This is a genomic window from Calditrichota bacterium, assembly GCA_014359355.1.
Classification (GTDB): domain Bacteria; phylum Zhuqueibacterota; class Zhuqueibacteria; order JANLFK01; family Oleimicrobiaceae; genus Oleimicrobium.
The window spans coordinates 1-12,653 of the sequence record JACIZP010000112.1 but is presented as its reverse complement, the minus strand read 5'-3'; the positions used below and the strand labels follow the sequence as shown (position 1 = coordinate 12,653).

The window sequence follows — 12,653 nt, the reverse complement described above, 5'->3', positions numbered from 1 at the left end:
CAAAGGCCGCAATGAAGAGCACACCTCCTCGGGAGTAGACCAGAAGCACTCTTGAGAGCCACCGGCCAGAAGACCACCAGAAGGAGGACGCCAACGCTGGCTCCCTCTCGTCGGCAGAGTCGGTGGTCACAAACTCGGCAGCGGACCACCCTGCCTGCCCATGGGTCGCGTACATGAGATCCCAATTGCCGCGTCGATTGCTTTCCCACACGATGACCGCGGAATCTGCCACCAACTCGACAACCGGATTCTGATCCGTCGCGGGATCGAAGGTGAGACGCAGCGGCTCGCGCCACGCACTCTCCCTGCAGTAAAGGGCACGAACGAATATTTCGGCGTTCCCGGGCTCCACTTCCGCATCGTAAGCAAGCCAAAGAATGCTATCCACCGCACCCCAAGAACTCCTACAAAAATACGGGTGCCGGTCGTCGTTGGGAGATTCGGCCAGCGCGACGAACCACTGTGCCATCGCCTCGCCTCCCATCCTCGCCAGAGAGAGGACCAGGATAAGCAGCAGAGGAGCTCCATTGCGTAACATGGTGCCTCCGGTTTGCCAGAGGGAGCCCTGACAAGTCACTGGGATTCTCAAGCGATACGTATCAGCGTAGCAGCGTAACTTTCTGCACGCTGCTCCACGTGCCCGCCTGTAACCGGCAGAGGTAGATGCCTCCAGGGACGGGGCGTCCCACGTCGTCCAGGCCGTCCCAGTTCACGTGGTGGGTGCCTTCTGATTTCCACTCGGCCACCAGCCCCCTGACCTTCTGACCCAACAAGTTATAGACCTCCAGCCTCACCACGGACCCCGCGCCGAGCTGATAGGAGACCTGGGTGTAACTACGGAACGGATTCGGCTGCGCGGCAAAGAGATGAAATCCCTGCGGCGCCGCGGCTGTCGGCTGGGGCACCTCGGTCTGCAGATCAAGCAGCGCGGCCAAGCGCAGCGGGTCCAGGCGGCCTACCCCGTGCAGGCTCCCGTCATAACTGAAGGCACCGTGCTCCAGCGCATGCACCGCAATGTATGGGATGTCCAGTGAATCGCTGAGGGCGGGGTTCACTAACCTGGCGAAGCCCATGTTGACCCACTGACCGCACACGGCGCACTGCTCCACCCCGCGCTGCATGAAATGGCGCAGGTAGGGGCCATCAGGCCGCGGTTCGGTGGGAAGACCCTGCAACGCCTGCTGCAGTCGCCAGGCAAGTGCGGCGCCGTCTGGGCTTCCGTCCCCATCGCTGTCCCGCGCAGCGGGGTTGGTGCCGAGCACCGCCTCTTCGTCATCCCGCAGGCCGTCGCCATCGGCATCCCCAGCAATAGGCTGCTGGTGGTAGCCGCCGGGCGAATGGAGCACGCAGTCGATGGTGCGCGGCTCCTCCAGCCCGCGACCATGCACGTCCCCTTCGTAGGCAAAGCTGCCATGCTCCAAGTAGTGCAGCGCGATGTACGGCATCTCCACCACGAACCGCTCCATCGGGTTGACAATCTCCACGTAGCCCATGTTGACCAGCTCCCCGCAGATGGCGCAGGTCTCTAAGCCTTTGGCTTGGTGCTCGATGCGGTAGACACGATCCACAGGTGGCGCGCAGCTGCACACGATGGGCAACGCATTGATTTCCGCAGCCCAATCTAAGCTCACTTCCAAGCCGTCAACCACGCCATTGCTGTCAGTGTCAGCCACCTGCGGCAAGAAGCCGAGGCGGGCCTCGGCGGCGTCCAGCAGCCCATCATCGTCCTCATCAGCGGCAGACTCAACCTGCAGGAGGTGGACTCGGTCCGAGAGGGCCAGAACCCGCAGCAGGCGCAGCAGGTGCACGCGTCCCTGGTGCAGCTCTCCGGAAAAGGAAAGGCTCCCGTGCTCCAGGTAGTGGAGCGCCACGTACGGCAGAGTAATGGTCTCCTTGAGCTGGTCATTGCTAATCACCACAAAGCCCATGTTCACATCAGCACCGCAGATGCTGCACTTTTCCAGTCCCCACTGCGGAAAGTGCTCAATGTAAATCCCTCCAGGCGTGTGGCCCTGGGGGAGAGTAGCGATCTTTTGCATCACCGTGCGCGCCAGGCTGCTGGCCGTGGTGTCGGCGGCGAGGCCGAGGAGCCCTTCCTCCACCCGGTCGAGCAGGTAGTTGCCGTTGCGGTCCAGGCCTGGAGCAAGGGGCAGCCAGTGGGCGTCCTGGGCCAACAGGCGGTCCACGGCGCCGGCGGAAAGAGCGGCCACCATTGCCGCAGCCGCCGCCAAGCTCGGCAACCTTGGCCAATTGCGGGCGGTCCCGCCTTGGGAACGGAACTCCCGCTGGCACTCCTCAAACACCGCCCGGTAGTGCGGCACCAGCAGCGGGGTGACCGCGCAACTCCCACAAGCCCAATGGAAGAACAGTCGCTGTTCGTCCTCCGCCAGGCCGTTGGGTTGATAGCCGTTGCGGATGAAGGACTCCACGCAGCAAGGCGGATAGCCGAAAAGGAATCCTTCGGCGCGCTGTTCCTCAGCGGACTTGCTGATGGGGCGGCCGGCGAAGCGTTCCACGTAGATGCGGATAGGGAACTCATCGCGCGCGAAAAGCAGTTCCGTAGTGCGGCCGCCGTTCTGCAGGAGCCGTTCGGCAGTCGCCGTGCGCAGGTGCAAGCGGCGAAGAAGACGATGCCCCTCCGGCGCAAGCGGCTTTTCCCATCTGCTGAGCGGCTTCAGCCCCGCCTGGGTAAGACGCGCCAGGTAGACAAAGTCGAACTCCAGATTGGACGCACTCGCCATGACTTCACCTCTCTTCATGTGCTCCTGTTCAGCGAGTGACAATTATCTTCTGCCACGCCGTTTGCGTCCCCGCTCGGAGACGCGCCACATAGATCCCTGCAGGCACTGCCCGCCCCACATCATCCTGCCCGTCCCAAACGGCCACATGCTCGCCTGCAGTCTGGGGGCCAAGGGCCAGCGTGCGCACCCTCCTCCCCTTGAGGTCGAACACCACCACTTCCACTTCCTGCGGTGCCGGCATTGCGTAGCGCAGTAAAGTCGGCCCCGGCGTGGGATTCGGGTAGCCGGGGAGCAAGGCGAAACCTGTAGGGCTCTGCCTGTCCCCTTCGACTCCTTGCGTCCCGCGCACCACAAAGCTGGTGCGGTAGCGGAGCGTGTCCGGCATCTCCCAGCCGCCGGGCAGGGTGGCCACCACGCTCACCCAGATTCGCCCAGGCGGAAAGCCCGCGGTGGGGATGGCGGCGACATATGCGTCGCCCTGCCCACTGGCACGCACCGTCATCAGCACGGTGCCGTCCCCGGTCAGGGCCGCAACCTCTGCTCCGCTCAGGCGGGGGTAGCCGAAGTTGGGCTGGATGCTGACCTCCACTGTGCCACCGGCTGCTACACTGTCCGGGTTGACCGCCACCATGAGGGCCACCATGCCCGACTTGTGCGGGGAGTAGGCCATCGGGGTGCTGTTGGCCCACCCGGCCTCAGCCACAAATGAGACCGACCACTCCGGATGGGGCGGCTGCTGGCCCTTTTGCAACATCTCCCGCCACTGTTCGTCGGTCAGCCGTTCCGTGGAGATAAACTCGTAGTAGGCAAATCCCACACCCTTGGCAATCTTCAACTCGCCCTCCACCGGGCAAATGGCGTAGATGGCGTAAGGATAGCCAACGCCCACCTCAAGGAATCGACCGGTGTTGTGGTCGGTGTGCACATCGGCAATCACCGGCATTTCGTCCTCGTCTCCCAGACCCGGCCCTCCTCCTGGCCACAGGGAGAACTTGACGATGCTTTCGATAGTCTCGCCGATATTGCAGATGAGCCGATGCTCGTCGAGAGTCAGGGATTGTGCAGACAGCTCCTTTTCTGCGATCCCTTTCAACTGCAGGAGCAGGTCCTCCAAGCTCTCCAAGGAGGGGCGGAAGTTTTCAAACAGGAGGCCGCGTGCCTCGAGCCCGGCCCTTAGGTAGCTGGCCAAGGCCGCCAACCGGGCATAGAGCCAGGGATTTGGTTCCACGTAGCCCTGCTCCAGCGCGTTCAGTGGGCGCGTCCCCGTCTCGGTGCCGCTCTGCTTGGCGTACAGGATGGTGTCATGGCGCAGCTCGGCCCAGGAGGCCAGGGCGGCAAACAGCTCTTTGTCCACCCAGGCAAGCGACTGCATGAACGCGGGAAAACCCTCCCCCTTGGGGAAGAGCAGCGGCATCAGGCAATAGAGCCAGTTCCAGTAGACGTTCTGCGCCCAGGTGGTAGGTGGATAGGCGGCAAACTCGGCGCGTAGCTCGTTCAAGCGCGTTTCGTACCCGCAGAATGTTCGGCGATCATGCTCCAAGAGAGCGTAGGCGCGCTCCGAGCCAAGCACCGTCATGACGTCCAGTCCACGGGGCCAGACGCGGCTGGGTAACTCGCGGTATACCAACTGGTCCATTACCCAGGAGTCAGGGATGAAGCGCTGTCCCATCAGGCGGAACCCCTTGGGAATCAGATCGCCGCTGACGATTTTTGGGCCCGGCAGTTTCTGCGCCAGCCGCATAAAGGGACCGAGACCCGCGGTGTCGGCCAACGCATCCACGTCCAAGGCCGTGTACTGCGGCCCGTAGGCCACCGCTGCCAGGGAGTCGTACTGGTAGAAATTGATGTCATCGCTCTTGCCCACAAGAAAGACCGTGGGCAGATAGATGTCCTCCCACACCTCTCGCGCCTGCCTGGAACCAATCGCCAAGTTCCTGAGCGAACGGGTGAGCAGGAGCGCGCCGAGGGTCTTGTCCGCTTCAGCGCGGGAGAAGGTCATTCGCCCCAACCACATCATGGCGCGGAAATAGTGTTTCAGGGAATCGCTCTTGGTGTAGTGGCCACGTGGCTTGTATTGCGTGTAGTCTTCCAGGTAGAAAGGGCCAAACAGCGGCGTGGGCCACTGGGTGACACCGGGCGGATGGTAGATGAGCTCGAGCTCCTCATCGTAGAGCCGTGCCTCGGGCGGGAGCACGTTGTCGTCCTTGGCAAAGGTCGTGTCCAGCAAGGCCGTGGCCACAATCAAGTAGTTGAGGTTGAGGGCGGCGGCCTGTCGGGCAAGAGGGAGAGTGGCGCTCTGGTAGTCGCGTGTTGCCTGGGCCAGAAGCGCAGCCAGGAGCTCGTTGAGCTCACCAAAGAAACGCCGCTCCTCACAGGTCTTGAGGATATAGTCGAAGCAGAGATGGAAAGTGTGGAGCATGGCGTCAGCCGTGACCAAGATGGGAATCCCCTGTTCGCGGCACTCGTTGTACAGGTCATAGATTTCCTTGTAACCTGTGCCGCCCGCGGTCAGGCGGCGAGGAGTGACCACAAACTGGTTCTGTCGCAGCAAGGCAAGCTCCTCATCGGAGAAGGTAAAGCGGGAGAAGTTGCCAACATTGCTCAAGTCGGGTGCCAGCGTGTACGGTGGGATGGCCGGCGCCGCGGCCACCGGGTAGGGCCGGTAGATGCCGAACTCTGTCTGCACTGGCGCGGTGATGTCGGCGAGCATCTGGGCTCGTGTTGCCGCGGCGAGGGCCAGCATGGCCGTCACCGCCAGCACGACGGCGCAAAACCAGCGATTCCGCATGGAATCATCCTCCCCAGTCTTGTTTCGAAAATCGCAGCGCGGGCCGCCTTCCCCTTTTGGGCAAAGACTTGCCGAGCCGCGCCGCCGGGAGGAGAAAGACGTGCCCGATAGCGCGGCCAAGAGTTCAGGTCTCATGCCCACTCGTGGCCAGCTCGCACCGCATGGATCGCGAACGGCTATGGAGACCACTGCCCTCTTTGTGCCTGGTGGCGACCGTCCGGTCCAAGAGCCAGCGGCTGCGACAGGGCGCTGGGGCTCCGCTTAGAGGATACGCGACACCCCAAAGCTCACACCGAGTTGATTGCGCCTGACCTCAAACCTTGAGGTCTCCACCATCACTCAGGACTCTGGAGGGGGCAGCAGGTGCTCGACCACCGCAAAGGAGCTCCGGTGCCACTGCGCCCTGAGGTGGAGCCCCCACCTCTTCATTCTTGCCGAGGCGCCCAGGGTCAATTCGTAAACCAGGAGGTCATCGTCGGTGCGGGTCATCTGCAGGAATTCCGGGGGGTCCATCCCCTGCGCCTTCGGCATGCGCACTATGCCATATGAAATGTACGCAGGAATGTGGACATTGTCAAGACTGAAGTCGTACTGCACCGCTGCGGAGATTTTCCCGGCTCCGCTCACCCTCGTCTCACTCCGCCAGGAACCGCTGCGCATCCGGAAAGTCGCCGCCCTTTGCAGCATGGCGCTGGCTGCCACCGCAAAGCGATCCCTCTTCGCGTACCCCAGGCCAAAGTCCACTCCTCCCGGGAAGTCCTGGCCGTGCAGGTACTCCACCTCTGGCCGCCACCGCGGCGTAGCACGTCCCTCGCCAGTCATCAGGCGGTGCGGCAGGTGGAAGACAATCCCGACCGCAAGACCCGGCCCGCGCTTCTGCACGCCGAGGCGCAGCCCGGTCCCCGGTAGTGCTGCCTGACAACGCCTGTCTGTTCGCTTGCAGGATAGGACAACTCCCAGCGCGGCCCCCCAAACCACCTGGTAACGCCAGCACCAACGGCCACCCTGCGGGTGAGTAACAGGGCCGCACCCAAGGAGACCGAGGAGGCTGAACCGTCCCTTGCCACCCCAGTCTTAGTGGGCGCATGGGTGCCGTCCCATTCCGGAACGAGTGGGCCATCGTAGGTGGCACTCATCGCCATGCGCTGTCCAAGAACGCGCAACGGAATCGCCGCCCCTAAGAAGCTGGGCCCAAGCCACTGCGCAAAAGTCGGGTCTGCAGACCGGCCGCTTGTCGCCTTGCGATACGAGAGCGAAGGGAAAGCGACCTGGCCAGCCATCGCCACGGTGACCCGTTCGATGCCGGCAATACTGGCAGGATTGCTAAGGACCGAGGGCACTTCATCTGCCCACACCGGAGAGATCCCGCCCATGCTCCGTCCAGGCGGTTGGCGGCCTTCATAGGGCAGGGCTGGTACGAAGTACGGACCCACCTGGGCCCATACCACCCCCGTCGAGCAGAAGATTGCGCACCAGACAAGCCGCGCGTATGCAAGTTTCATCCCGCACCTCCGACCGCGCTCTTGCGGCCTTGTGAGCCACAAGCCTCTGTCAGGCCAGAGTCAGAATCCTGCCGATGAAGAGAATCGCACCGGAGTGGCGCTCGCGGATGGCAAAGAGGAAGGGCCGGTCGACGCGCATGACGAAGAAGCTCGGGTCAACGCTCGTTACCCCAATCACCACTGCGGTCACCGCCGCTGCCTCGGTCCCTTTCTCGTCCACCTCAACAAAGCTCTTGTGCTTCACCTCGCTGATGTACAGCCCTCCCCGTGGGTTGATGCGCGTGAAATTGGCCGTATCTGAGAAGGCCTCCGCCATGCCCAAGGCCGCCAGTGCTCGTTTCAGGCTTGCTTCGTACGCAAGCTTGAACTTGGGCATCTGCAGGCTCCCCTTGCGCGTGGCGAAGCGCCCCATCCATTGGTTCCAGCGCTCGGCATCGAGTGTACCGCTCAGCGCCTGCAGCGAGACACCGCCCTTCGGCAACACCACGACCATGCTGAACATGCGGTTGCCATAGGGGAGGTCCACGGCCTGCACTTCCTCGTCCTCAAAGTAAGAGAACTCGCCCTCTTGGGCCATCATGCGACATGGCACCAGCGCGCCATCTGCGGCGGTGAACTGGTCATCTCGGGTGAGGTCGGGGTCGAACTTTCGCGTCCACGTCCCTTTGAAGTAGATGGCGTTGATGAGGTAGAGCATGGTCAGTGGGTCGATGCGGTCAACGATGGAGGAAATCCGCCCATGGGTCTTATCATTGACCCAGGCGTTGATAGTTCCCGGCGCAGTAGGGGAGTCAAAGTCCAAGCCCCGCACCTCGGCGTTGAGGTAGGTCTGGTTGAGGCGCACGAACTCCTGCTCTACGGAGAATCCCAAGCGGTACCAGACCGAGTTGGCGATCTGCATCGTCACTGAGGGATCGAGTTGGCTCAGCAGGCTGAGAAGGCTCTGAAATGAGGAGTTTATCTCCTCGCCCGAGAGCTCCCCAAACTCGAGGGTATGGCGCAGCGCCGCCTCGGTGGTGCCCGCGGCTCCGTTGTAGGCCATGCCAAGCGCCAGAGCCACGCTCAGCGGTGAGATGAATACGTTCTTGCCCGATTCCTCCTTTGCCAGCTCGGCAAAGAGCTTCAGCCCGCAGCGGTTGTCCGCCTCGGTGAGGTGCTTTTCCAGCGGTGTGAGCTCACGCACCTGTGATTGCACCGGCTCCACGGAAAAGTCGCGCGTGCAGTGGACAACAAGGAGTGCTGCCACCCACAGCATGCTCATGGCTCGATGCCTGATCATATCGTCTCCCTCCTGCAACCTACATCGTGAGCGTAAGGGCCAGCCACCACTGCATCTCGCGCAGCGTCATGCCCGCTGGTGTGGAGGCATAGTGGGGCACCGCCAGCAGACGCGCGCCAAAGCGGGCAGAGGGCCTCACCGTCACCCCGGCCAGGAAGGTAGTCTGCACTTCGCTCCGTTTCTCGCGCGGATCCGTGTAGCGCTCACCGAAGTTGGTCTTGCGTGATGTCACGGTGTCTTCGGTGACCTCGCGAAAGGCGAAGATCGCCGTGGTCACGTCCGTGATCTCCCACTGCTTCATGGAACGGTTGAGGCCGAGGAGCAGTTCCACGCGTTTGGCTGGCTGCCAGGTGAGCACCACCGGAATCCGCACTGCCGTCTCGCGCACCTGAAAGTCCCAGTGCAAGGTCTTGTCCTCATCAACGCGACCGTAGGAGTGCCACTGGGGGGAGTTGCTCCCCCCATGGCTAAAGCTGCTGTGGCGACTGCCGAGCACACCCTCGCTGGTGACGATGCTCCTGCGCTTGTTCTCGAATTGCACGCCCAGGTGCAGGCGCATCTGCTTCTCCAGCTGCCAGCGCAGGGCTGCGGCCAGGCGGTGCAGCTTGACAGGCCCCTCGCCCACTCCGCTGCGCACGTCGGACAAGGCCGATTCCCCGTGGCCCTGGTACCACTCTCCGTTCCAGCTGGAAAAGTAGGCGCTGAACGAGGTGTCGCGGGCCAAGGAGCTCACCGCGATATCCGTGCGCTGCGAGAGGTACATGTAGTAGCCCACGAGTTGGTGCGTGGGACTGAGCTCGGCCCACAGGGTAACGGCGCCGTAGGTGGTCTTTCCCCGGTGATCCCAATCCTGCTGTGTGGCAGCACCCTGGACATAGCGACTGGAATCGCGGGATCCCTGACTCTTGTAGTACCAGCACGAGCTATCGCTCCTGGTGAGCGACTGCAGAGCGTCGCCCCACAGATATCCCGCCGTCGCTCCTATCTCGACCTTTTTGCTCGCGCCCCAGGAGACCCCACCTGCCATTTCCCAGTGGTCATAGTCTTGCGTGCGCTCCTCGCTGGTGCGCCATAGGGACTGGCCACTGTGGGGCGCTACCTCCCCCAGGTTCTGCGAACCGAAGGAGCCCTGGCGTTTGAAGAGCGTGCGATTCACCTTCGCCCCCAGATGGAGGCGGGGGGAGAGCTTGTAGCCGGCAAGAGCAGCAAGAAAGTGGCCCGCCTCGTGCATTTCGTCCGTTCCCCGGTAACGGTCAACAACCGGAATGTCCTCGGCGCGCGCCACGCTGTTTCCGGCATAGTCTAAGCCTACCCGCGCGCGGTAGATGTCCTGCGGGATACTGTAGTAGGCCTGGTCCTGCAGCAATGCCTGATAGGTGAGGCCCAGGGAGAGCTTTTTGCCGAATGGTTGCGCTAGCACCGCGCCGGAGAATACCGGCTCGGCCAGTCGGCGCGTCTGCATGTAGAAGCAGGGATAAGGCGGCACGAACTCGCTGGCCGCCCGCCCCTCCACGTAAACGCCAGGCCAGACGTACCCCTGTCCTTCCTCGACCACCTTGGTGTTGCGAAAGTCCAGGTAGAGGTACGGTCGCTGCAGGTCAGCGCGGCACAGGTAGGCGGGATTAACCGCTGCGTTCAAGAGCGGCTCGTCCATGAGGCCCGGGACCACCGTTCTGAAGGCGCCGAGGCCATACGGGAGGACATGGTTGGGCAGAAAGAAGAACTCTGTCTGCTCGAAGGACTTTTCCAGCACCCGTTCGCCCCAGTACTGGGCGCGCGCCTGGGCCGTGGCAAGCACCACCATAACCGCCATGAAGCAAAGGCTTCTGCGTCTCACTACTTGTCTCCTGTGCTTCATGCCAGCAGCAGTTCGTCTCATGGACTTGTGCGGCGCTCGTTTCGTCCGCTCTCTAAGCACGGGTACGCCTCAAGGGGAGGATCATGTTGAGGCTCATCTCAATCCTGGCGTCGGCAATGCCGGCAAAGTTGCTCTGGTAGCGCACGCCGGTGTCCCAGCTCAGCCAGGAGCCCAGAAAGAACCGCACGCCGCCAACGGCTCGCCACACGCGGCGCACCGCAACTGCGCGTTCTTCCACCAGGTAGCGGATCTCGGGGACTGGGCCCGCTTCCACCATGAGATGCGTGCGGGGATTCATGGCTACCGTAAGTCCGCCAGCCGGACCGAGGATGTTTTTCTGCAGTTCCGGGATCTCCACAGCAGTGGTGGTGTAGGTTGCCTCGTTGTAGAGCCACTGGATGCCGCGGCGCGTGCGCACATCGGCCAGGCAGAGGCCCACATGGACACCGGCCACTGCCCCTTGTTTGCCTAAGACGAGGTAGAGGGTGGTGGCACGGCTCTCCAGCGCCGCAGTGGTGAGGCGCCACCCCTGAGCATCCATGCGCCTGCTGTCCGGAGCGACATAGTCGCCGCGCCGCATCAACTCGCCCCAGTTGGACGTGCACAACTGCAGGGCTACATCGGGGACGTACCAGCGGCCACGCAGCCACTCCGGCGTCAAGCCCATCTTGAAGGCTCGCGTGGGTAGGCGGGTGGTCTGCCCGCTCATCTGGTTGGCCACCTCTGCCGAAGAGAACTCAACCTCGGCGACCCCGCCTAAGCCGAAGGAGGCGCGCGCCACGGTCCCGCCGCCATTGGCCACACCGTAAGAGCTGCCCGCCGAAAGGGAGACCTCGAAGGAACGGAGCACAGCACTAGTGGGAAGCGCAAACAGACGGGCCGGTCTGGAGGCACCCGCAAGTAGGTTCGGTAGGTTACCGAGCTTCACCTGGCCGCGATCTGGCGGCCCCTGGGCGAAGGCCAGTGGCACCAGGGCAGCCCACCCTACAGAGAACAGAAACAACGCACGTGCACGCATGTCGGCCTCCTTTCTCCTCCCCCGTCAGGCCGAGTTTTGCAAGCCCTGTGCCACCATCCGCGGGGCCATGGGCCATCGTAGCGTGCGCAGAGTGGAGGCAGAATAGCTGCGAGGTCGCTCTGCGTTCACAGATTTCTGAGGAAGCCCTCAGTTTTCCGTCGCCCCGGCGTGACCTTGCGCGTCCGGCCCGCGGCCCACCCGTGCAAGCAACGCCAGTAAGGGGCCGGTGCCCTGTTCGTCGGTCGTCACGGCTTCACCGGCATCACTTTGATGAACGCCGCCTGGTGTCCGCCCACCTCAGCAAAGGCGCGTTGATAGGCATCCGGATTCTCTCGGATCTTAGCGCGTGCGCGCAGTTGCGCAACGAAGGAGGCAACAACGCTGTCGGCCTTGGCGCGCAAGGCGTCCTCGCGCAGCAGGTCCGCTGCTTGCGGGGTAAGCTGTTCAAGGGGTGTAGTGAGGCGGTAGCGCTCTTGCCGCTGCGCATAGTAGCGTCGGAGCTCCTGGTCGTTCAGACTGACCGTGTCGGTGAGCAGGCTGCGCATGCGCGCCGCCAGCAATATGCGGCGCCAGCGCTCCACCTCCGCCTTCACCTCTGGCTGCTTTGCCATGCCTTCTCTTGCCGCCTGGTCGGCCAGGAACTCATCGCGAATCAGGTCCTGGAGCTCTTGCCGGAAACGGTTAGGGCGATGCATGTGCGGACGCTGGTCCAGGGGCATGGCTTGCACCAGGCGCAGAAAGTCGCGCAAGGTCCACTGCCGTTCCCCCATGGAGACGAAGACCTGGTCCATGCGCTCGTGCAAGGCGGAGGCAATGCTCCCAATTTCCTCGTCCTGGAGCACGGGGAGCTGTCCTGGCAATTGCCCAGCGGAGTCTTTGAGTGCTGCACGCGCCGTATTCACCAAATAGGCGAAGAGCTCGCCGTTGACCCGCGCCTGCACTCCTCGCAGAAGCCCCGCTGCGTAGTCGCGCGCCAGTTTGTCCTCCTTGCGGGCCCGGATGATGCGCTCCAAGCTGCGTCTTTCCGCCTGAAAGTCATCCTCGGTGAGGATACCGTCCCTGCTCACATCCTCGAGGCGGATGATGTGATGGCCCCACGCAGTCTTGACCGGTGCGGACAGTTCCCCCACCTTCAACTCGTACGCCGCAGCTTCAAAGTCTGGGTCCAACTCTCCCCAGCGGCAGGCAATCGGTCTGCCCGATTGGGCAACCATGCCAGGGGGCGGGGGCAGTTCGCCAGCCACGGCCTCGAATGACTCGCCGGCTGCAAGTCGGCTGCGCAGCCGCCAGGCTTCCTCTTCGCTGGGGGCCACCAAGTGGCGAAGCTGTAGCGTGGTATGGCGCCGCACAAAGGCCTGCCGCAGCTCGGCCTCACTGACCTGTACCTGCTCCTTCACCTTCTTGCGGTAGAGCTGCTCCCTCATGGCCTGCCGGCGCACCCACTCCAGACGCATGGCGATCCGCTCG

General features: G+C 63.2%; 9 protein-coding genes. All 9 read right to left on the bottom strand.

The genetic code is table 11. The features are described from left to right. Window positions 1–469, bottom strand: a 469-nt coding sequence (locus tag H5U38_04725) for a hypothetical protein (protein ID MBC7186326.1), incomplete at its 3' end; no start/stop codon positions are given. Between the two features lie 130 nt (window positions 470–599). Next, entirely contained in the window at window positions 600–2,759 is a 2,160-nt protein-coding gene (locus H5U38_04720) for a hypothetical protein (protein ID MBC7186325.1), read from the bottom strand. A gap of 10 nt (window positions 2,760–2,769) precedes the next feature. Beyond that, complete coding sequence (locus tag H5U38_04715; GenBank protein ID MBC7186324.1) at window positions 2,770–5,529, bottom strand: DUF3160 domain-containing protein; 2,760 nt, start codon at window positions 5,527–5,529, stop codon at window positions 2,770–2,772. 339 nt (window positions 5,530–5,868) lie between these two features. Further along, on the bottom strand, window positions 5,869–6,309 hold the full coding sequence (locus tag H5U38_04710; GenBank protein ID MBC7186323.1) for a hypothetical protein: 441 nt from the start codon (window positions 6,307–6,309) through the stop codon (window positions 5,869–5,871). A 41-nt stretch (window positions 6,310–6,350) separates the two neighbouring features. Beyond that, window positions 6,351–7,031: a hypothetical protein gene (locus H5U38_04705; GenBank protein MBC7186322.1), complete on the bottom strand. Its 681-nt coding sequence runs from the start codon at window positions 7,029–7,031 to the stop codon at window positions 6,351–6,353. A gap of 49 nt (window positions 7,032–7,080) precedes the next feature. Further along, window positions 7,081–8,310 (bottom strand): serpin family protein, encoded by a 1,230-nt coding sequence (locus tag H5U38_04700; GenBank protein ID MBC7186321.1) that lies wholly within the window; start codon window positions 8,308–8,310, stop codon window positions 7,081–7,083. Between the two features lie 19 nt (window positions 8,311–8,329). Beyond that, entirely contained in the window at window positions 8,330–10,147 is a 1,818-nt protein-coding gene (locus H5U38_04695; GenBank protein ID MBC7186320.1) for a hypothetical protein, read from the bottom strand. Window positions 10,148–10,220: 73 nt separating this feature from the next. Further along, window positions 10,221–11,186, bottom strand: a complete 966-nt coding sequence (locus tag H5U38_04690) for a hypothetical protein (protein MBC7186319.1) — start codon at window positions 11,184–11,186, stop codon at window positions 10,221–10,223. A gap of 245 nt (window positions 11,187–11,431) precedes the next feature. Next, window positions 11,432–12,653 (bottom strand): peptidyl-prolyl cis-trans isomerase (locus tag H5U38_04685; GenBank protein MBC7186318.1); only part of this gene is annotated, 1,222 nt, incomplete at its 5' end.

Excerpts from the sequence above, each read along its gene's own strand:
- H5U38_04690 (MBC7186319.1), bottom strand. The coding sequence starts at position 11,186 with ATGCGTGCACGTGCGTTGTTTCTGTTCTCTGTAGGGTGGGCTGCCCTG.
- H5U38_04705 (MBC7186322.1), bottom strand. The coding sequence starts at position 7,031 with ATGAAACTTGCATACGCGCGGCTTGTCTGGTGCGCAATCTTCTGCTCG.
- H5U38_04715 (MBC7186324.1), bottom strand. The coding sequence starts at position 5,529 with ATGCGGAATCGCTGGTTTTGCGCCGTCGTGCTGGCGGTGACGGCCATG.
- H5U38_04700 (MBC7186321.1), bottom strand. The coding sequence starts at position 8,310 with ATGATCAGGCATCGAGCCATGAGCATGCTGTGGGTGGCAGCACTCCTT.
- H5U38_04720 (MBC7186325.1), bottom strand. The coding sequence starts at position 2,759 with ATGAAGAGAGGTGAAGTCATGGCGAGTGCGTCCAATCTGGAGTTCGAC.